The sequence below is a fragment of the Kineosporia sp. R_H_3 genome (assembly GCF_002198675.1).
In the GTDB taxonomy this organism is placed as follows: domain Bacteria; phylum Actinomycetota; class Actinomycetes; order Actinomycetales; family Kineosporiaceae; genus R-H-3.
Map to the genome: position 1 here is coordinate 66853 of NZ_MWLL01000247.1, position 19051 is coordinate 85903.

A 19051-nucleotide genomic window follows, 5' to 3' on the forward strand; every position below is an offset into this window, starting at 1 on the left:
GGCTTGCCGCACCCGGGGCGGCACGCCAGGGTGGCGGGGTGCGGATGAGGCTGCGCCTTCGGGCGTTCACGTGGCTCCTGGACCATCTCGGCCGCGGGGAGGTCGCGACACTGACCCCCAAGCAGCTCGCCGCGCGCCGGACGCCGGTGCCGGCGTCCGGTCTGACGGCGCTGTTCGTCGGCCGCGCCGAGCGCGGCGTGCGGACGACGACCGGCACCGTCGAGGGGGACGGCGGGGTCCGGCTGCCGGTGACGTTCTACCGGCCGGACGGCGCCGCGGGCCCGGGCGTCGACGCCTCGGGCCGCCGTCCGCTGCTCGTGTACCTGCACGGCGGCGGCTGGGTCGGCGGCAGCGCGGACGGCTACGCGTGGCTCTGCACGGGGATCGCGGCCGCGACCGGAGCGGTCGTCGCGTCGGTCGAGTACCGGATGGCGCCCGAGCACCTGTTCCCGGTGGCGGCGCTCGACTGCTTCGCGGCGGTCACCGACCTCGTCGCCGACGCCGACCGGCTCGGCGTCGACCCGGCCCGGGTCGCGGTGTCGGGGGACAGCGCCGGCGGCAACCTCTCGGCGGTCGTCACGCTCCTTGCCCGGGACGCCGGCGGCCCGGCGATCGCCGGTCAGGCGCTCATCTACCCCGCGACCGACGCGACCCTGTCGTCGCCGTCGATCCGCCGCCTCGCCGACGCCCCGGTCCTCGACCTCGACGACATCCACGGCTTCCTCGGCCTCTACCTCGGGCACGACCTCGGCCCGGACGGCGCCGGCGGCGCGAGCGACCGGACCGACCCCCGACTGTCGCCGCTGCTCGCGGCCTCGCACGCCGGGCTGCCGCCGGCCCTCGTCCAGACCGCCGAGCACGACCCGCTCGTCGACGACGGCCGCCGGTACGCCGACGCCCTCGCCGCGGCCGGCGTGCCGGTCCGCTACACCCGCTACGAGGGGGTCCCGCACGGCTTCGTCTCGTTCGCGGGTGTCGTCGGTGCCCCGGCGTTCCAGGCCCGGGCCGAGATCAGTGCCTTCCTCACGGAGGTCTTCACCCCCTGACCGCTCCCGCCTGACCGCTCCCGCCCGACCGCTCATGCTCGCGCCGTGCACCGGAAAGTGCTCCCCGACGGCCGGTTCGCGGTACGCGGCGCGAGCATGAGCGGGTCCCCGGGGGACGTCAGCCCGGCCGCGGTGGGCGGGTCACCCGGAGGGTGGGGCCGGGCGCGGTTCGGGGGCCAGGACGACGACGGCGTGGTGGCCGCCGTGCGGGGCGGCCTCGGGGTCGACGGCGACGGGTGAGGGGACGCCGGCCCGCACGGCCTCGAGCTGGGCGCCGAACGAGACGCCGAGGAGCAGGGCGACGGACGTCAGCTGCGACCACAGGAGCAGGGCGACGATGCCGGTGAGCGGGCCGTAGACCTCGCCGAAGGAGCCGGACGACGTGACGTAGAGCGCGAAGAGCCCGGTGAAGAGCAGCCAGAGCACGAGCGCCAGCCCCGCGCCGAACGCGAGCCACGACATCTGGGGCTGCTTGCGGCGCGGCGCCCAGCGGAAGATCACCGTGATGGCGAGCAGGTCGAGGAGCGCGCCGAGCGGCCAGCGGACCCACTCGCCCACGGTGTGCAGCCCGTCGCCCCAGTCGTAGACCGCGTCGAGGCTGTCGAGCAGCCGGCCGCCCGCGACGAGCACGAGGAACCCGAGCATCGCCGGGATGCCGCCGCCGACGGCGAGCAGCGCCGCACGCAGGTACTTGCGGCCGGTGGGCCGGTCGCGCTGGATGCCGTAGATCCGGTTGGCGGCGCGCTCGAGCTGGCCCATCGACGTCGTGAGCGCGACGAGCGCGGTGACGAGGCCGACGGCCAGGGCCACCCGGCCGCCGCTGCCCTCGGCGGAGGTGCCGCGCTCGAGCGCCTGCGTGACGGCGTCCGTGCCGTTGCCGGGGGACAGCTCGAGCAGGGTGCGGCGGAGGGCTTCGGCGAGGCTCTCGGTGCGGATCGACGACGACAGGCCGACGAACGCGATGACGAGCGGGATGAACGAGAGCACGAACTGGAAGCCGAGGGCCCGCGCCGACGTGAAGCCGTCGGCGTAGCGGAACCGGCGGAACGAGTCACGCAGCAGGTGCACCCGGCCGACCCGGCGCAGGACGGCGGCCGCGTCGTCCGCGGAGAGCTCCTCCGCCGCCTGCCGGGACGTCTCCGGGACCCGGGTGGCGGTGCTCACCGGGGTCCGGCCTGCCCGTCACCGCCGGGCCGGTCGCCGACCGGGCCGTCGACCGGGCCGTCGCCCGGGCCGTCGCCCGGGCCGTCGTCGGCGGACGTCGTCACGTCGATCGCGTCCTGCGCCGTCTTCGGCACCCGGACGACGAGCGCCCCGGGCTCGACCCGGATGCTCAGCCGGTCGCCGTCCTCGACGAGGTCGCCGTCGACCTGGCGCGGCTGGGCGCGGTGCATGACGACCTCGACCTCGCGGCCCTGCCACGTCCGCAGCGTGCGGTCGTTGCTCTGGTGCCGCCCGCTGAGGCCGCGGAAGAGCAGCCGCACCCAGCCGACGGGCCCGCGCGGGGCCACGAGGGCGATGTCGAGGAGGCCGTCGTCGGGGCGGGCATCGGGGAGCAGGTCCATGCCGCCCTGGAGCTTGCCGAGGTTGCCGACGAGCACCGTGCGGACCCGGGCCTGCACCGGCGTCCCGCCGTCGACGCACAGCTGGACGCGCGCGTGCGCACGGCGCATGCCGCGCGCGCCGCCGACGATGTACGCCGGCCAGCCCACGGCGGCCTTGAGCCCCTCCGGGGCCTCGCGCATCATCGCGGCGTCGAAGCCGGCCCCGGCCATGATCGTGAAGACGGTGCCCTCCTCGGAGCCGTTGCCGGCCACAGGGCGCGAGCCCGTGCCGTTCACGAGCCGACCGACGTCGACCCGGCGGTCGGTGCCGTCGAGGACGGCGTCGAGCGCGGCGTCGACGTCGAGGGGGAGTCCGAGGTTGCGGGCGAGCAGGTTGCCGGTGCCCTGCGGGACGACGGCGAGGGCGACCCCGGTGCCGGTGAGGCCCTCCGCCACGGCGCGCACGGTGCCGTCGCCGCCCGCGGTCGCGACGACCCGGGCGCCGGCCTCGACCGCGCGGCGGGCCATCGAGTATCCGGGGTCCTCGGCGGTCGTCTCGAGGACGAGCGGCTCCCCGAGCCCGGCCTCGGTGCAGCGCCGCGTGAGGTCGGCGCGCAGCGCGTCGGCGTCGGCGACCTTGACCGGGTTGAGGATCAGCGCGACCTGGGCCGTGACGGGCTCGGTCGCGGGCGTCGTGTCGGCCGGTGGGACGACCGGCTCGGTCGCGGTCACGCGGTCACCCCCGGGGTGCGGTGCGCCGGGGTGCCCCGGTCCGTGCCCGCGGTCGTCCCGGAACCCGCGAGCGAGCGCCGGGGGCCGGCGACCCCGTGCCGCGGGACGTCCCCGTCGTCCGGGAGCGGCGTGGCCCGCAGGAGCCGGTCGGCGAGGAAGATCTGGAGCCCGGCGTTGACGAGCGACCCCACGACGTCGCTCGGGTGGTGCATGCCGCGGTAGAGCCGGCCGGTCGCGACGAGCGCGGGCAGGCAGAGCAGCAGGACCACGAGGAGCCGGCGCAGCCAGGTCGGCCGCACCCGGCGGTGCACGACGACCGCCAGGCTCGTGTAGAGCGCGATCGCCGCGCTGGTGTGGCCGCTCGGGAACGAGGACGTCGGCGGCGACTGGTCGAGCTGCTCGACGTCGGGCCGGTTGCGGTCGATGGCGAGCGTCGTGAGGAGGAAGACGACCGACTGCCCGAGCGTCACCGTGACGACGAGGATCGACTCGCGCCAGCGCTTGAGCGCCAGGCGCAGCACGACCGCCATGAGCAGGCACAGCGGCACGATCGTCGAGGTGTTGCCGAGGCCGCTCATGAAGAGCGTGGCGGTGTTCCCCGCGGCGGTGCGGGCGTTCTCGAAGGCGCGGTTGACGTCGTCCTCGACGGTGAACGGCCACACCGTGTCGGCGATCTTCGTCACGAGCAGGCCGAGGCCGACGAGCACGACGAGGATCGCGAGCCAGCGCAGGAGCAGGCCGCCGGCGAGCCGGGGCAGGACGTGGCGCCAGGTGGTGCGTGGAGCGGGTTCGGCGGGGGAGGTCATTCGGTGCTCCTCGGGGGTTCCAGGCCGGTCTCGGGGGAGGACGGGGGGAGGCCTTCTTGGGCCCGCCAGACGGCGAACGCGGCGGTCGTGCCGCAGACGGTGGCCAGCGCCACGACCCACCCGGCGAGCACGTCGCTCGCGAAGTGGACGCCGAGCGCGAGCCGGTCGACTGCGGTGACGAGGACGATCACGACGGCGACGGCCCAGACGAGGGCCCGGCGGGCACCGCGGGTCGCGGGGTGCGCGAGGACGACGAGGACGGCCGCGAAGAGCATCGAGTTCAGCGCGTGGCCGGAGGGGAACGAGTAGCCGCTCGCGGTGCTCACCGGGTCGGCGAACGTCGGCCGGGCCCGGGCGACGAGCTCCTTGAGGAGCGGGCCGAGGAGCCCGCCGACGACCATCGTCGTCGCGAGCCAGTAGACGAGCCGGCGCCGGCCGCGCCGCCACAGCACGACGGCGAGGACGAACGCGAGGACCCGCCACGTGTTCGGGTCGGTGACCGTCGCGAGGACGTCGAAGGTTCGGGCCAGCCAGGGCCGCGGCAGGACCTGGGCGTTGAAGGCGTCGGCGACGGCCCGGTCGGCGCGCTCGAGGGTCTCGTACTTGCCGAGCACGAGGACGGTGAGCAGCGTGAACGGCACGGCGACGAGCACGGCGGCGGCCGCGCCGAGCCCGAGCCGCAGACCGAGGCGGCGGCTCTGGCGCGCGGTGGCGGAAGGGTGCACGTCGGAGGACATCACCGCAGATGGTCCCCGGACGCCGTCCGGTCCACCCGTCGAGATGGCCTCGGTGCGCCGGGCGACTGAAGTCGCGGCCCGGACGCGCCGATGTGGTGGGCATGGTCTTCGACGTCCTCGCGCTGGCCCTCGTCGTGGCCGGCGCCTACGCCTTCTGGCAGGAGGGGCGCCGCGCGCTGGCCGTGCTGCCCCCGGACGACCTGCCCCCGGAGGCCGCGCGCACCCCGCTGCCGCGGCACGCCCGGCTCCACGGCTACGTCGCCGAGGGGCTCGACGACATCGACGACTTCCTCGCGGGCAGCGAGCGGGACCGGGACCAGCCCGCCTGACCGTCGTCCCGCCGCGGTCCTTCCGCCGGCCCGGCGGTCAGACCGGCCGGTACGACAGGACGGTGTCCACGGTGTCCGCCTCGGCCGCCGGCTTGTCGGGCCGGTGCGCGATGACCCGGGCGAACCGCAGCGCGACCCCGGCCGGGTAGCGCGACGACGTCTGCACGCCGTCGAAGGCGATCTCCACGACGAGGGTCGGCTCGACGTCGACCCGCCAGCCGTTGCTGCTGCGCTCGATGCCGCGCAGGTGCTCCGTCTGCCACGCGAGCATCGCGTCGGTGAGCCCCTTGAACGTCTTGCCGAGCATGACGAAGCCGCCCGGCGGACCGAACCGGCCGTCGGGGTCGCGGGCGCCCAGGTGCAGGTTCGAGAGCAGCCCGGTGCGCCGCCCGTGCCCCCACTCCGCGGCGAGCACGACGAGGTCGAGGGTGATCCGCGGCTTCACCTTGACCCAGCCCGCCCCGCGCCGGCCCATCGCGTAGGCGCCGGCGAGCGCCTTGACGACGACGCCCTCGTGCCCGCGGGCCAGGGCGTCGGCGGCGAACGCCTCGGCCGCGGCGGCCTCGCCGGGGTCGGCGGCGTCCTCGACGACGTGCCGCGGGACGAGCAGGCCCGCGGGGGCCACCGTGGCCAGGGCGGCGCGCCGGGTCGGGCCGTCGGCGTCGAGCAGGTCGGTGCCGTCGACGTGCAGGGCGTCGAACAGCACCGTCGTCAGCGGGCGTTCGGTGTCCGCGCGGGTGTGCCGGGCGACGAGGGACGACGTGACCTGGAACGGCTCCGGCCGCCCGTCCGGGCGCAGCGCGAGCACCTCGCCGTCGACGACGAACCGGCCGGCCGGCCAGGTGCGGGCCTCGGCGACGAGCCCGGGCAGCCGGGCGGTCACGTCGTCGAGGGTGCGGGTGAAGACCGCGACGTCGTCGCCGTCCCGGTGCACCTGGACCCTCACCCCGTCGAGCTTCCACTCCACCCCGGCCGGACCGGTCTTCGCGAACGCCTCGGTCAGGCTCGGTGCGGACGCCGCGAGCATCGGGGACAGCGCCGTCCCGACCCGCAGCCCGAACGCCGCCAGCGCCGGCTCGCCACCGTCGAGGGCGGCGACCGCGACGGCCGCCGGGTCCCCGGTGAGCGTCACGGCGCGGCGGACCGCGGCCGCCGGGACGGCTGCGGCGAGCGCGATCGCGTCGAGGAGCAGCCCGGCCTGGGCACCCTGCCGCAGCTCGCCGGTGACGAGCCCCGCGAGCAGGCGCCGTTCCGGCCCGGTCGCGGCGAGCACGAGGTCGCGCAGGAGCGTGGCCCGGGCCGCCTGCGACCCGGCGCCGCCGGCGTCCTGGAGCGCCTCGAAGGCGCGTTCGACCCCCTCGACGGTGAGCGTCGCCGTGGCGGGCTCGGGCGGCCCGCCGTCGAGCAGCGCCGAGACCGCCGCCCAGCCGACGCCGAGCCGGCGCTGGCGGGTCTGCCCCGACAGCCACGCCGCGACCGACGGGACCTCCGCCGCCGTCGCCGCGCGCAGCGCCCCGGCGAGCAGCTCGACCTTGGCCTTCTTCCCGCTGACGGCGGCGACGGCCTCGGAGGCCGCGGCGACGTCGGCGAGCAGCATCCCGGTCACCGCGTCACCCCACGCTCGCGAGCGCGAACGGCAGCACCTCGTCCGCACCGGCGACCCGCAGGGCCCGCCCCGCGACCGTGAAGGTCCAGCGCGAGTCGACGAGGTCGTCGACGAGCAGGACGGGGCCGTCGAGCCGGGCGAGCGCCTCCTGCATCGCGGCCGGCGCGACGAACTGGTCCCACACCCCGGCGAGCCGGAACGCGCTGTTGCCGCCGGGCTCCCCGGTCGGCCCGTCGAAGGCGAACGCGAGCGGCCCGAGCCACTCGAGCCGGCCGCGCTCGGCGAGGTGCCGGGCGACGGAGGCGACGAGCTGGGGACGCCGCCGGCTCGGCACCGCGGCGACCGCGACCGGCCGCCGGGCCCAGCCCCAGCCCTTGAGCACGTCGATGCAGGCCCCGAGGAGCGCCTCGTCCGCGGGGGCGTCCGGCGCGTTCGGGTCGAGGAGGGTGCGCAGCCGGTTGCCCCAGCCGAGGTCGGTGAGCCGGGCGACCACCCGGCCCTCGCCGACCCGCTCGGGCTCGGGGATCTTGCCGCTGGCGCTCACCCCGAGCCGGTCCATCCCGGACGGCCACTGCGCGCGCGGCGGGACCTCGACCCCGACGTGCCGCAGCCTGTCCCGGGCGGCCGACCGGGCGACGTCCGGCACCTCCGACGGGAACCACGCGACGCCGCCGGCGTTGATGACGCAGCGGTCGCACTTGCCGCAGTCGGCGGCGGCCGGGTCGTCGAGGGCCTCGGCGAGGAAGCGCATCCGGCAGCCGGTCGACCGCTCGTAGGCGAGCATCGAGGCGGCCTCGCGCTCCCGGGCCTGGGCGACCCGGCCGTACCGCTCGGCGTCGAAGACCCACGGCTGGCCGGTGGAGACCCAGCCGCCCGACACCCGGTTCACCGCGCCGTCGACGTCGAGCACCTTGAGCAGCAGCTCGAGCTTCGTCCGCCGGACGTCGGTCACGGTCTCGAGCGCCGCCGTCGACATCGGCCGGCGGGCCGCGGCGAGCGCGGCGAGGACGGCGGACGCCTGGTCCTCGCGCGGCATCGAGGACGTCGCGAAGTACCGCCAGATGTCACGGTCCTCCGGGCCGGGGAGCAGCAGGACGTCGGCCCGTTCGGTCGCGCGCCCGGCACGGCCGACCTGCTGGTAGTACGCGACCGGTGAGGACGGCGCCCCGAGGTGGACGACGAACCCCAGGTCGGGCTTGTCGAAGCCCATCCCGAGGGCGCTCGTCGCGACGAGCGCCTTGACCTCGTTGCGGCGGAGCAGGTCCTCGGCGTGCTCGCGCTCGGCGGTGTCCGTGCGCCCGGTGTAGGCGAGCACCCGGTGCCCGGCGGCGGACAGCAGCGAGGCGGCGTCCTCGGCGCCGGACACGGTGAGCGCGTAGACGATCCCGCTGCCCGGCAGGTCGGGCAGGTGGGCGGCGAGCCAGGCGAGCCGCTCCTCGGCGCTCGGCAGCGGCAGGACCCCGAGCCGCAGGCTCTCCCGCGCGAGCGGGCCGCGCAGGGTCCGCACGGCGTACCCGCCGCCGTCGGCGACCTCCCGGGCGGGGGCGTCGGCCCGGACCAGACCGTGCCGCGAGACCGCGAGCTGCTCGGCGACGTCCTCGACGACGCGCGCGTTCGCCGTCGCCGTCGTCGCGAGCACCGGGGTGCCCGTCGGGAGCTCGGCGAGCAGGTCGCGGATCCGCCGGTAGTCGGGGCGGAAGTCGTGCCCCCAGTCGCTGATGCAGTGCGCCTCGTCGACGACGAGCAGCCCGGCCCGGGCCGCGAGGCCCGGCAGCAGCTCCTCGCGGAAGCGCGGGTTGTTGAGCCGCTCCGGGCTCACGAGGAGGACGTCGACGGTGTCGTCCGCGAGCGCGGCGGTGACCTCGCCCCACTCGTGGGCGTTGGCGCTGTTCATCGTCACCGCGCGGACCCCGGCCCGGGCGGCGGCCGCGACCTGGTCGCGCATGAGGGCGAGCAGCGGCGACACGATGAGCGTCGGCCCGGTGCCGCGGGCGCGCAGCAGGGCCGTCGCGACGAAGTACACCGCGGACTTGCCCCAGCCGGTCCGCTGGACGACGAGCACCCGCCGGTGGTGCGCGACGAGGTCGGCGATGGCGTCCCACTGCCCGTCGCGGAAGTCCACGTCGTCGCGCCCGACGAGCCGGCGCAGCGCCGTCCGGGCCTCGTCGTGGAGCGCGTCGAGGTCGTCGGGCGCGGCCGTGCCGACGGGCGTCATGCCTGCACCTGCGCGACCCGGCCGGCGTCGACGGCGAACCGCCGCGTCACGTGCACCTCGTCGAGCAGCCGCCGGTCGTGGCTCACGAGCAGCAGCGTGCCCGGGTAGGAGTCGAGCGCCTGCTCGAGCTGCTCGATGGCCGGCAGGTCGAGGTGGTTCGTCGGCTCGTCGAGGACGAGCAGGTTGACCCCGCGGGCCTGGAGCAGCGCGAGCGCCGCTCGGGTCCGCTCACCCGGCGACAGGCTGCCGGCGGCACGCATGACGTGGTCCGCCTTGAGCCCGTACTTCGCGAGCAGGGTGCGCACCTCGGCGTCCGGCCGGTCCGGCACCTGGTCGCCGAAGGCGCGCATGAGCGGCACGTCGCCGGCGAACAGGGAGCGGGCCTGGTCGACCTCGCCGACGACGACGCCCGGCCCGAGGCCGGCGGTGCCCTCGTCGGCCGCGAGGCGGCCGAGCATCACGGCGAGCAGGGTCGACTTGCCCGAGCCGTTCGGCCCGGTGATCGCGACCCGGTCCGCCCAGTCGACCTGGAGCGTGACCGGCCCGAGCGTGAAGCCGCCGCGCCGGACGACGACGTCCCGCAGGGTCGCGACGACCGCACCCGCGCGCGGCGCGACCGCGATCTCCATCTGGAGCTTCCACTCCTTGCGCGGCTCCTCGACGACGTCGAGCCGCTCGATGAGGCGCTCGGTCTGCCGGGCCTTGGCGGCCTGCTTCTCGGTGGCCTCGGTGCGGAACTTGCGGCCGATCTTGTCGTTGTCGGGCGCCTTGCGCCGGGCGTTCTTGACGCCCTTCTCCATCCACGCCCGCTGCATCCGGGCCCGCTCGCCGAGGTCGGAGACCCGGCCGGCGTACTCCTCGTACTCCTCGCGCGCGTGCCTGCGGGCGATCTCGCGCTCCTCGAGGTAGGCGGCGTAGCCGCCGCCGACGACCCGGACCTGCTGCTGCGCGAGGTCGAGCTCGACGACCCGGTTCACGGTCCGCATGAGGAACTCCCGGTCGTGGCTCACGAGGACCACGCCGGCGCGCAGGCCGGTGACGAACCGCTCGAGCCGGTCGAGCCCGTCGAGGTCGAGGTCGTTCGTCGGCTCGTCGAGGAGGAAGACGTCGTAGCGCGACAGCAGCAGCGACGCCAGGCTCGCCCGGGCGGCCTGGCCGCCGGACAGCGCCGTCATCGGGGTCGTCAGGTCGACGCCGAGGCCGACGTCGGCGCACACCTCGCCGGCACGCTCCTCGAGGTCCGCGGCGCCGAGCGCCAGCCAGTGCTCGAGCGCGAGGGCGTACGCGTCGTCCGCGGGGACGCCGTCCACCGGGCTGCCGTCGGCGAGGGCCTCGGACGCCCGGTCGAGGGCGGTCTGCGCGGCCGCGACCCCGGTGCGCCGCGCGAGGAACTCCGCGACGCTCTCGCCGGGCCGCCGTTCGGGCTCCTGCGGGAGCAGCCCGACGGTGGCCGACGCGGGCGAGAGGGTGACGGCGCCGTGCTCGGTCACGGCGAGGCCGGCGAGCAGCCGCAGCAGGGTCGACTTGCCGGCGCCGTTGGCACCGACGAGACCGACGACGTCCCCGGGCGCGACGACGAGGTCGAGGCCGGAGAAGAGCGTGCGGTCACCGTGGCCGGCGGCGAGGTCTCGGGCGAGGAGGGTGGCACTCATGATGCGACGACGCTACCGGCGCGCCCCGACAACCCCCTTCTGAGTATCCACAGGTCAGGTCGTCCACAGGTCACACGAAGAGCTCACCTGCGGCGGCGACGTCGTCCGCGCCGTGCAGGAGGGTGAGGTCGACGCCGAGGAGCGCCTCCTCGCCGTGGCCGAGCACCCGGGCCGAGCCGGCGGCCTCCGCCGCGGCGACCCCGCCGAACCCGACGGTCGAGGGCTCGAGGCCGACGACGTACATGCCCTCGCCGGGCATCATCCACTCGATCATCCAGGGCATCGCGGCGGCGTCCCACGAGACGAGCAGGCCGGCGGCGCGGCCGTCGCCGACGTCGTCGGTGAGCACCGCGGCATGTGCCGCCCCGTCGCCGCCCGGCTGCGCGGGCAGCTCCCAGACCCCTTCCACCCCAGCGGGTTCGGGGACGCCGACCCGGTCACGACGCTTGCCGGCGACGTCCCCGCCGGTGGCGGTCGGGGCACCGGTCGTCGAACGGATCCGGGCGTCGGGGGAGAGCACCGGCCACCCGACGTTCACGTGGTAGAGCACCGCGAGCGGGGTCGGGGCGAAGCCGTCGTTGCGGACCCGGTCGACGATCCGCACGGTCCGGCCGCCGACCTCGACCTCGACCCGGCGGGTCAGCACGAGCTGCTCGGCGAACGGCGCGGCCTGCCGGACCTCGCCCTCGACGACGAGCACCTCGCGGACGCCGCCCGGTGCGTGCGCGTCGGGCACCCGCTCGCGGTCGAGCCGGGTCAGCCGGGCGGGCAGCGCTGCGACCCGGCCGTGCATCGGGTGGTCGGTCGTCGTGATGCCGGGGTGCCCGAACCGGTGCGGCTCGGACGACGGCCCGTGGACGTGGTCGAGCCCGCAGGTCTGGACGAGGCCGCCGGTGAAGGTCCGCATCGGTCCCCAGCCGGCCGGCTCGGCGAACGCGGGGTGCCGCAGGCCGGCGGGGGAGAGCCAGCCGACGGGGACGCCGCGCACGCTCGCCCGGACGACGTCGAGCGCCCGGTCGACGGCGAGGTCCACCTCGATCTCGCCCGACCGCAGCCGGACGAGCCGGACCCCGCGCGCGTCGCCGTCCGCCACCTCGACGAGCTCGACGCCCGCCACCTGGTCCGGGTGGCCGAGCCAGGCCCGCAGACCGACGTCGGCCGGCCGGCCGAAGAGGGTCGCCGGGCCGGTCCGCCGGCGGGCCGCCGGACGGTCCGGTCGGGAGGTCCCGGCGTCCTCGACAGGGGTCGGTGCCATCCTTCTCCTCGGCTCGCGCGACGTCGGGCGGGTGCGAACGGTCACGATGCCATGCGGCGCGGCCGGGCGCGCTCTGCGGTCGGGCGCCGCGCCGCCGCGTCGTCCCCGCCGTCCCGCCGTCCAGGAAGGACCGCCATGCGCCCCGCACCGCTGCTGCTCCCGCCCAACCAGTTCGACCACTTCTACCGCGGGGGCGACCGCATCGGCGCCCTGCGTGGCGGCCCCGGGGGCCCGCAGCGGCCCGAGGAGTGGGTGGGCAGCGCGACGACCCGCTTCGGCGAGACCGAGCAGGGCCTGTCCCGGCTGCCGGACGGGTCGTTCCTGCGCGAGCGGGTGCTCGCCGACCCGGTCGCCTGGCTCGGCCAGGACCACGTGCGCCGCTACGGCGGCGACAACGTCGAGATCCTCGTCAAGCTGCTCGACCCCGGCCAGCGGCTGCCCGTGCACGTCCACCCGCAGCGGGCGTTCGCCCGCGAGCACCTCGGCCTGGCGCACGGCAAGACCGAGGCGTGGGTCGTCGTCGAGGCCGACCCGGGGGCGGTCGTCGGGCTCGGCTTCCGCCGCGCGGTGAGCCCCGAGGAGGTCGCCGGTCTGGTGTCGGCCCACGACAGCGCGGCGCTCGTCGACCTGTGCGTGACGCGGTCGGTCCGGGCCGGGGACGGCGTCCTCGTGCCGTCCGGGACGCCGCACTTCATCGGCGAGGGCGTGCTCATCGTCGAGGTCCAGGAGCCGACGGACCTGTCGATCCTGCTCGAGTGGGACGGCTTCGCCGTGGACGGCGACCGGGACGGTCACCTCGGCCTCGGGTTCGACCTCGCGCTGCGGGCCCTCGACCTCACGCCGTGGACGTCGGCGGACCTCGAGCGGCACCTCGTGCCGGCCGAGAGCCTCGTGGACGCCGCGGGCCGCGCGGTCTCGCCGCTCGCCGCCGCGCTGCCGGCCGACGCCGAGCCGTACTTCCGCGCCCACCACGTCGACGCGACGGGCAGCCCGGACGGCGACGCCGGCTGCGTCGACGTCCCGGCCGGCCTCGCGGTGCTGCTCGTCCTCGACGGGGCGGGCCGGGTCGACACCACGGACGGCGGCGGCCTCGCCGTCGAGCGAGGGGACGCCGTCCTCGTGCCGTGGTGCGCGGGCGACTGGACGCTCACGGCGAGCGCCGCGGGCTCGGTCCGCGGCGTGCTCTGCCGTCCGCCGGCGCCGGACGCCCCCGAGGCGCCGCGCTGAGCCCCGCCGCTCGTCGCGGACGCCGGGGAGAACGCTACGCAGCGTCACCCCGGGACGGCCGGTGCCCGCCGGGGCACCGGCCGTCGCCGTCCCGGCGCGGAACGCCGGCCGGAGCCCGCGCGGCCGCCCGAGAACGCTTACTCGGGATCGGGTCGGACTCAGGCCAGTAACGAATACGTAACCTTCCCGTTCGTCCCTTGAGGGTGGCCCGGATCACGTCTAAGTTCTCCGACAGCGCTGTCTGACAGCGCTGTCGAAAACATGGCCAGCCGGTCGGGCACGACCGGGCGGATGTGACGGGAGGTGACCTGCGTGAGCTCCGGCCGCCCGACCCTCGCGGACGTCGCCGCCCGCGCCGGGGTGAGCCTCAAGACCGCGAGCCGTGCCCTCAACGGCGAGTACGGCGTCGCCGCCGAGACCGCGCGCAGGGTCCTGGAGGCCTCCCGGGAGCTCGGCTTCCGGCCGAACCACCTCGCCCGCTCGCTCGCGTCGGGGCGGCAGAGCGCCGCCGTCGGCCTCGTCGTGTCGAGCGTCTCCGACCACTTCATGGCCGCGATCACCGGCACCGTCGAGGGCATCCTCGCGCCGCGCGACCTGCAGCTCGTCACGGCGAGCCACGGGGACGACCCGGACCGGCAGCGCCGCCTCGTCCGCACGCTCGTCGAGCGCCGGGTCGACGCGCTCCTGCTCGTCCCCGCACCCGGTGACGCCACCTACCTGCAGCCCGAGATCGAGCACGGCCTCGTCGTCGTCGCCGTCGACCGGCCGCTCGAGGGCGTCGAGGTCGACACCGTGACCGTCGACAACCGCGAGGGCGCCCGCACCGCCGTGGCCCGGCTCATCGCCGCCGGCCACCGCCGGATCGCCATGCTCGGCTGGGACCGCCGCGTCTGGACCGTCGCGGAGCGGCACGCCGGCTACCTCACGGCGTTCGACGAGGCCGGCCTGCCGGTCGACCCCGACCTCGTGCTGCTCGACTACGCCCTCGCCGACGACCCGGAGGCGGCCCTCGAGGCGCTGCTGTCCGGGCCGGACCCGGCGACCGCGGTGATGTCCGCGCAGCACTCCGCGGCCCGCTCCGCGCTGCGGGTCGCGCAGCGGCTCGGGCGGGACGTCGACATCGCCGTCTTCGACGAGATCCACGACGCGGACCTGCTCGTCCGGCCGCCGCTCGTCGTCGTCTCCGGGGCCGAACGCCTCGGCGCCGCCGCGACGACCCTGCTCCTCGAGCGCCTGGACGGCGCGGCCGGTCCCAGCCGCCGCGTCGTCCTGGCCCCCGAGTACGTGGACGCCGGTGCGGCCGACGCGCACGCCCGGTTCCAGGCCGTCGAGCCCACCCCGCTGCGGCCGTTCGGCGGCAGCACCAAGGCCGCGGACCGCCCGGCGGAGGTGACCTCGTGACCGGCCGCGACCTGCTCGTCGGCGTCGACGTCGGGACGACCCGGGTCAAGGCGGTCCTCCTGGACCTGGCCGGCAACGAGCTCGCGGACGCCGCGGAGCCGACCCCGTGGCTGCGCCTGGAGGACGGCTCCGACCTCGACCCGTCGACGCTCGCCGACCTCGTGCGCACCCTCGTCGGCCGGGTCGGGCAGGCCGCGGCCGACCTCGACGGGCGGGTCGTCGGCGTCGGCACCACCGGGATGGGCGAGGCCGGCGTCGCCGTGGACGCCGACGGGGCGCCGCTGGCCCCGATCCGCGCCTGGTTCGACCGCCGCGCCGACGTCGACGCGGTCCGCGAGGCGGTCGGCGAGGACGCCTTCCACCGTGCGGTCGGGATGCCGCTCGACGCGCAGCCGTCGCTGCCGAAGCTCGTCCGGATGCAGCGCGAGCACCCCGCGCTGCGCTCCGCCGTCCGGTTCTACTCCGTCCCCGAGTGGGCCGCGGTCGCGCTCGGCGGCAGCCCCGGCAGCGAGGTCTCGCTCGCGAGCCGCACGGGGCTGCTCGACGTCGCCACCGGCCGGTCGTGGACGGCGGCCGCCGACCTGCTCGGGGCGGACCTGCTCGGCGAGCCCGTCCTCGCGGGCGCGCACGCCGGCCACGTGGACGCCGCGGGCCTGCCGGCCGCCGTCCTCGGGGCCGTCCTGTCCGTCGGCGGCCACGACCACCAGACGGCCGGCATGGTCGCGGGCGCCGCCCGCGACGGGATGCTCTTCGACAGCCTCGGCACCGCCGAGGCGCTGCTCCGGTTCGCCCGGCTCGTGCCGACGCCGGACCTCGCCGCCGCGGCCGTGGCGGCGGGGCTCACGCTGGGCCGCACGGTCGTCGGCGGCCACGCCTGCCTGCTCGCCGGGCTGCGGACCGGCTTCGGTCTCGAACGCGTCGCGGGTGCCCTGGGCCTGACCACCCGCGAGACCCGGGCCGCCCTGGCGGCCGAGTCGCTCGCCCTGACCGGCCGCCGGCTCGCGTCGGTGGCCCTCGAGGGCGAGGCCGTCGTCCTGCGCCTGACGGACGGCGTCACACCCGCCGAGGTCTGGCGCTCGGCGGTCGGCGACCTCGTCGACGCCTCGGCCGACGTCACCGACCGGATGGCGGCGCTCGTCGGCCCGCACTCCGGCACCGTCGCGACCGGGGGCTGGCTCGCCAACCCGATGGTCCGGCACGCCAAGGCCGCCCAGCTCGCCGGTCTGCGCGTCGTCCGGCTCCACGAGGCGGGCGCCGCCGGCGCCGCCTACTTCGCGGCCGTGGCAGCGGGCGCGATGCCGGAGCCGGCGGCGCTCGACGGCCCGCCCTGGCCCGTCGGCGACGACCCCGCCGACGAGCCGACGGCACCACCCTCACCACCCGCACCGACCCGCACGACGGGCGAACCGGCCACCGCCGGGGGAGCCACGACCGACGGGGCGCCCGACCGGGCGCCCCACCCGACGGACGGCTCCGACGCCGGCCGTCGCGCAGTGCCAGTTCCCGAGAGAGAGGTTCCGTGATGTCCCGCAGCGGTCTGGACGCCATCGCCGACGCCAACGGTCGGTTCGCCGTCCTCGCCATGGACCAGCGCGGCACGCTGCGCCGGATGCTCACCGGCGCCGGCAGACCGGCCGAGGACGACGACCTGAAGTCGTTCAAGGTCGACGTCATCTCCGCGCTCGCCCCGCTCTCGAGCGGCGTGCTCACCGACACCGAGTTCGGCGTCTCCGCCGTGCGCGCCGCCGGCGCCATCCCGGAGGGGGTCGGCCTGCTCATCGCCGCCGAGCCCGTCGAGAAGGAGAAGTACGGCGAGGAGTACCGCAACGTCCGCGACCCGCTGCGCACCGCGGCCTGGGTCCGGGAGAACACCGGCGACGCCGTGAAGTTCCTCGTCTACTGGCAGCCGGACCGGGTCGCCCAGGAGGGCGAGCCCGACCTCGCGGCCGAGACGATGGACGTCGTCCGCGCCGTCGTCGAGGACTGCCGTGCCGAGGGCGTGCCCTCGGTCATCGAACCGCTCGTGAGCTTCGCGCCCGGTCACACCCCGACCGACGAGGAGCGCTTCGAGGCGGTCATCCTCTCCGCGAAGCGGCTCGCGACGCTCAAGCCGGACCTGCTCAAGCTCGAGTGGCCGGGCGGGGCCGACGGCTGCCGCCGGGTCACCGAGGCGCTCGGTGACGTCCCGTGGGCGCTGCTGTCCGCCGGGGTCGGCTACGAGGCGTTCGTCGAGCGGTGCATCACCGCCCTGGACGCCGGCGCGAGCGGCATCATCGCCGGCCGCGCGATCTGGAAGGAGGCCGTCGACCTCGACGGCGACGAGCGCCGCGCGTTCCTCGCCGACGTCGCCGTCCCCCGCCTGCAGGGCCTCGTGGACGTCCTCGCGAAGCACGGCACGTCGTGGCGGGAGGTCGGCGCATGAGCCAGACGCCTGCCGGCGCGTCGCCGGCCGGGACCGCCGCGGGGCGGGTCCCCGCCGTCGCCGCCTACGGCATCGAGAAGCAGTTCGGCCAGGTGCGCGCGCTCCGGGCGGCGTCCTTCGAGGCCTTCCCGGGCGAGGTGACGGCCCTCGTCGGTGACAACGGCGCGGGCAAGTCCACGCTCGTCAAGTGCCTGGCCGGCGTCATCCAGCCCGACGCCGGCCGGATCCAGGTCGCGGGCCGGGACGTCGTCATGCACAACCCGGTGCAGGCCAACGGCTTCGGCATCGAGACGGTCTACCAGGACCTCGCCCTCGCACCCGACCTCGACGCCGCGGCGAACGTCTTCCTCGGCCGCGAGCTGCGGCGCTGGAAGGTGCTGCACAACGCCAAGGAGATGCGGCGGCGGACGGCCGAGAGCTTCGCCCAGCTCGGGGTCGGCATGGTGCAGGACCTGCGGGTGCCGGTCGCGTCGTTCTCCGGCGGCCAGAAGCAGTCCGTGGCCATCGCCCGTGCGGCCATGTGGGCCAAGAACGTCATCCTCATGGACGAGCCGACGGCGGCGCTCGGCGTGATCCAGACGAAGAAGGTCCTCGAGCTCATCGAGCGGGTGCGGGACAGCGGCCTCGCGGTCGTCTTCATCTCGCACAACCTCCCGCAGGTGCTCGAGGTCGCCGACCGGATCGAGGTCATGCGGCTCGGCGCCCGCGTCGCGCGGTTCTCCCGCGACGACGAGGGCCTGAACGTGGACCGGCTCATCGCGTCGATCTCCGGCGCGTACCGCAACGAGCCCGAGGCGGGCTCCGAGAACGGGCAGGGGGCAGCGGCATGAGCGACGAGGCCAAGACCGCGGTCGAGCTGGTCGCAGAGCAGCGCACGGAGGCCGAGAAGGCGGCCGTGCAGCAGCAGGCCGACGCGCTCGTCGAGGGCGCCGGCATCAGCGTGGACAAGGCCGCCACCGTCTGGCAGCGGCTCATGGGCACGCAGGCGACGTTCACCTTCGTCGCCCTGCTCGCCCTCGTCATCGGGTTCTCGGTGATGGGCGCCGGCAAGTTCAACACCGGCTCCAACTTCGTCAACCTCGCGCAGAACGTCGCCATCCTCACGGTCCTGTCCATCGGGGCGACGTTCGTCATCGTCACCGCGGGCGTCGACCTGTCGGTGCCGAGCGCCGTCATCCTCGGCGAGGTCTTCGCCGTCAAGGCGCTGTCGTTCGTCACCGTCGGGGACGGCACCGGCGTCGACGTCAGCGGGGAGAACACGACGGCCACGCTGCTGCTCGTCGCCCTCGCCGGCTCGTTGTTCGCCGGGCTCACCGTCGGGCTCATCAACGGGTTCGTCGTCGGGTACCTCAAGGTGCCGGCGCTCATCGCGACCCTGGGCACGCTCGGGGCCGGGCTGGGCGTCGCGTTCCTCATGCAGAACGGCGTCAACGTCGCGACCTACGCGCTCGCCCCGGTCGCGACCGGTCAGCTCATCCCCGGGCTGCCCAACCTCGTGCTCGTCGCGGTGTTCGTGGCCCTCGGCGGGGGAGTGCTGCTCCACCTGTCGGTCTTCGGCCGGCACACCTATGCGATCGGCTCCAACGAGGAGGCGGCCCGCCGGTCCGGCATCAAGGTCGAGCGGCACCTGCTCAAGGTGTACGCGTTCGCCGGTCTCATGTCGGGCCTGGGCGGCTACCTGTCGGTCGCCTACTTCTCGACGACGTCGGTCGCCGGGCACTCGACCGACAACCTCAACGCCATCACGGCCGCCGCCCTCGGCGGCACCAGCCTCTTCGGCGGCATCGGGACGATCGTCGGCACCGTCATCGGCGTCTGGATCCCGGCCGTGCTCAACAACGGACTCATCATCGTCGGCGTGCAGGCCTACTGGCAGCTCGTCGTCGTCGGGTTCGTCCTCATCCTCGCGGTCTGGTCCGACCAGCTGCGACGTCGGTCGCGCAGCAGACGCTGACCGGGCCGGACGGCGCCGCGCCCACGAGGCGGTGCGTCGTCCGGTGCTCCACCGTCCACCGGAACGGCACCACCCAGCACCACCGCACCACCGCACCGAACGCACCACCGTCCTACCGACCCCCT

At 76.1% G+C, this 19051-nt stretch carries 16 protein-coding genes; 8 read left to right on the top strand and 8 right to left on the bottom strand.

Annotated features, from left to right (window positions below):
- The first annotated feature begins 44 nt into the window (after positions 1 to 44).
- On the top strand, positions 45 to 1046 hold the full coding sequence (locus ECOMGDLI_RS31340) for an alpha/beta hydrolase (protein WP_088320738.1): 1002 nt from the start codon (positions 45 to 47) through the stop codon (positions 1044 to 1046).
- Between the two features lie 141 nt (positions 1047 to 1187).
- Here the strand turns inward: ECOMGDLI_RS31340 and ECOMGDLI_RS31345 are convergent, their stop codons facing one another.
- Genes ECOMGDLI_RS31345 through ECOMGDLI_RS31360 form a run of 4 tightly spaced genes read right to left on the bottom strand, consistent with a single transcriptional unit; the run spans position 1188 to position 4865 of the window.
- Positions 1188 to 2210, bottom strand: a complete 1023-nt coding sequence (locus ECOMGDLI_RS31345) for a YihY/virulence factor BrkB family protein (RefSeq protein ID WP_088320739.1) — start codon at positions 2208 to 2210, stop codon at positions 1188 to 1190.
- The gene (locus ECOMGDLI_RS31350; RefSeq protein WP_088320740.1) at positions 2207 to 3322 is read right to left on the bottom strand and encodes a diacylglycerol kinase family protein; all 1116 of its coding nucleotides are present in this window, start codon (positions 3320 to 3322) and stop codon (positions 2207 to 2209) included. Before ECOMGDLI_RS31350 ends, ECOMGDLI_RS31345 begins: the two co-directional genes overlap by 4 nt.
- A complete protein-coding gene (locus ECOMGDLI_RS31355; protein WP_088320741.1) occupies positions 3319 to 4128 on the bottom strand; it encodes a phosphatase PAP2 family protein in 810 nt (269 codons plus the stop codon). Before ECOMGDLI_RS31355 ends, ECOMGDLI_RS31350 begins: the two co-directional genes overlap by 4 nt.
- Entirely contained in the window at positions 4125 to 4865 is a 741-nt protein-coding gene (locus ECOMGDLI_RS31360) for a phosphatase PAP2 family protein (protein WP_088320742.1), read from the bottom strand. The genes ECOMGDLI_RS31355 and ECOMGDLI_RS31360 overlap by 4 nt, the downstream gene beginning before the upstream one ends.
- A 101-nt stretch (positions 4866 to 4966) precedes the next feature.
- On the opposite strand from ECOMGDLI_RS31360, the gene ECOMGDLI_RS31365 reads away from it, so the two are divergent.
- Positions 4967 to 5194, top strand: coding sequence for a hypothetical protein (locus ECOMGDLI_RS31365; protein ID WP_088320743.1), 228 nt, complete (start codon positions 4967 to 4969; stop codon positions 5192 to 5194).
- A 37-nt stretch (positions 5195 to 5231) separates the two neighbouring features.
- On the opposite strand, the gene ECOMGDLI_RS31370 is transcribed toward ECOMGDLI_RS31365, so the two are convergent.
- The 4 genes from ECOMGDLI_RS31370 to ECOMGDLI_RS31385 all read right to left on the bottom strand — a co-directional run bounded on the left by ECOMGDLI_RS31370 (position 5232) and on the right by ECOMGDLI_RS31385 (position 11922).
- Positions 5232 to 6791: an ATP-dependent DNA ligase gene (locus ECOMGDLI_RS31370; RefSeq protein WP_088320786.1), complete on the bottom strand. Its 1560-nt coding sequence runs from the start codon at positions 6789 to 6791 to the stop codon at positions 5232 to 5234.
- Positions 6792 to 6804: 13 nt separating this feature from the next.
- Complete coding sequence (locus ECOMGDLI_RS31375; protein ID WP_088320744.1) at positions 6805 to 9015, bottom strand: ATP-dependent DNA helicase RecQ; 2211 nt, start codon at positions 9013 to 9015, stop codon at positions 6805 to 6807.
- The gene (locus tag ECOMGDLI_RS31380; protein WP_088320745.1) at positions 9012 to 10667 is read right to left on the bottom strand and encodes an ABC-F family ATP-binding cassette domain-containing protein; all 1656 of its coding nucleotides are present in this window, start codon (positions 10665 to 10667) and stop codon (positions 9012 to 9014) included. The genes ECOMGDLI_RS31375 and ECOMGDLI_RS31380 overlap by 4 nt, the downstream gene beginning before the upstream one ends.
- A gap of 70 nt (positions 10668 to 10737) precedes the next feature.
- Entirely contained in the window at positions 10738 to 11922 is a 1185-nt protein-coding gene (locus ECOMGDLI_RS31385; protein WP_088320746.1) for a DUF4432 family protein, read from the bottom strand.
- Positions 11923 to 12057: 135 nt separating this feature from the next.
- Here ECOMGDLI_RS31385 and ECOMGDLI_RS31390 point away from each other — a divergent pair, with 135 nt between their 5' ends.
- The 6 genes from ECOMGDLI_RS31390 to ECOMGDLI_RS31415 all read left to right on the top strand — a co-directional run bounded on the left by ECOMGDLI_RS31390 (position 12058) and on the right by ECOMGDLI_RS31415 (position 18926).
- On the top strand, positions 12058 to 13149 hold the full coding sequence (locus ECOMGDLI_RS31390; protein WP_088320747.1) for a class I mannose-6-phosphate isomerase: 1092 nt from the start codon (positions 12058 to 12060) through the stop codon (positions 13147 to 13149).
- A 312-nt stretch (positions 13150 to 13461) separates the two neighbouring features.
- Complete coding sequence (locus ECOMGDLI_RS31395) at positions 13462 to 14550, top strand: LacI family DNA-binding transcriptional regulator (RefSeq protein ID WP_158221232.1); 1089 nt, start codon at positions 13462 to 13464, stop codon at positions 14548 to 14550.
- Positions 14547 to 16073: an L-fuculokinase gene (locus ECOMGDLI_RS31400; protein ID WP_088320749.1), complete on the top strand. Its 1527-nt coding sequence runs from the start codon at positions 14547 to 14549 to the stop codon at positions 16071 to 16073. Before ECOMGDLI_RS31395 ends, ECOMGDLI_RS31400 begins: the two co-directional genes overlap by 4 nt.
- Positions 16073 to 16972: a DUF2090 domain-containing protein gene (locus tag ECOMGDLI_RS31405; protein WP_088320750.1), complete on the top strand. Its 900-nt coding sequence runs from the start codon at positions 16073 to 16075 to the stop codon at positions 16970 to 16972. Before ECOMGDLI_RS31400 ends, ECOMGDLI_RS31405 begins: the two co-directional genes overlap by 1 nt.
- The gene (locus tag ECOMGDLI_RS31410) at positions 16969 to 17802 is read left to right on the top strand and encodes an ATP-binding cassette domain-containing protein (RefSeq protein WP_088320751.1); all 834 of its coding nucleotides are present in this window, start codon (positions 16969 to 16971) and stop codon (positions 17800 to 17802) included. The genes ECOMGDLI_RS31405 and ECOMGDLI_RS31410 overlap by 4 nt, the downstream gene beginning before the upstream one ends.
- Positions 17799 to 18926 carry an ABC transporter permease gene (locus ECOMGDLI_RS31415; RefSeq protein ID WP_088320752.1) on the top strand — a complete coding sequence of 376 codons (1128 nt, stop codon included), beginning with the start codon at positions 17799 to 17801 and terminating at the stop codon, positions 18924 to 18926. Before ECOMGDLI_RS31410 ends, ECOMGDLI_RS31415 begins: the two co-directional genes overlap by 4 nt.
- Positions 18927 to 19051 lie beyond the last annotated feature (125 nt).

Bases quoted from the DNA above. Each gene is read 5' to 3' on its own strand.
- ECOMGDLI_RS31340 (WP_088320738.1), top strand. From the start codon at position 45: ATGAGGCTGCGCCTTCGGGCGTTCACGTGGCTCCTGGACCATCTCGGC.
- ECOMGDLI_RS31355 (WP_088320741.1), bottom strand. From the start codon at position 4,128: ATGACCTCCCCCGCCGAACCCGCTCCACGCACCACCTGGCGCCACGTC.
- ECOMGDLI_RS31360 (WP_088320742.1), bottom strand. From the start codon at position 4,865: ATGTCCTCCGACGTGCACCCTTCCGCCACCGCGCGCCAGAGCCGCCGC.
- ECOMGDLI_RS31365 (WP_088320743.1), top strand. From the start codon at position 4,967: ATGGTCTTCGACGTCCTCGCGCTGGCCCTCGTCGTGGCCGGCGCCTAC.
- ECOMGDLI_RS31370 (WP_088320786.1), bottom strand. From the start codon at position 6,791: ATGCTGCTCGCCGACGTCGCCGCGGCCTCCGAGGCCGTCGCCGCCGTC.
- ECOMGDLI_RS31375 (WP_088320744.1), bottom strand. From the start codon at position 9,015: ATGACGCCCGTCGGCACGGCCGCGCCCGACGACCTCGACGCGCTCCAC.
- ECOMGDLI_RS31380 (WP_088320745.1), bottom strand. From the start codon at position 10,667: ATGAGTGCCACCCTCCTCGCCCGAGACCTCGCCGCCGGCCACGGTGAC.
- ECOMGDLI_RS31385 (WP_088320746.1), bottom strand. From the start codon at position 11,922: ATGGCACCGACCCCTGTCGAGGACGCCGGGACCTCCCGACCGGACCGT.
- ECOMGDLI_RS31390 (WP_088320747.1), top strand. From the start codon at position 12,058: ATGCGCCCCGCACCGCTGCTGCTCCCGCCCAACCAGTTCGACCACTTC.
- ECOMGDLI_RS31405 (WP_088320750.1), top strand. From the start codon at position 16,073: ATGTCCCGCAGCGGTCTGGACGCCATCGCCGACGCCAACGGTCGGTTC.
- ECOMGDLI_RS31410 (WP_088320751.1), top strand. From the start codon at position 16,969: ATGAGCCAGACGCCTGCCGGCGCGTCGCCGGCCGGGACCGCCGCGGGG.
- ECOMGDLI_RS31415 (WP_088320752.1), top strand. From the start codon at position 17,799: ATGAGCGACGAGGCCAAGACCGCGGTCGAGCTGGTCGCAGAGCAGCGC.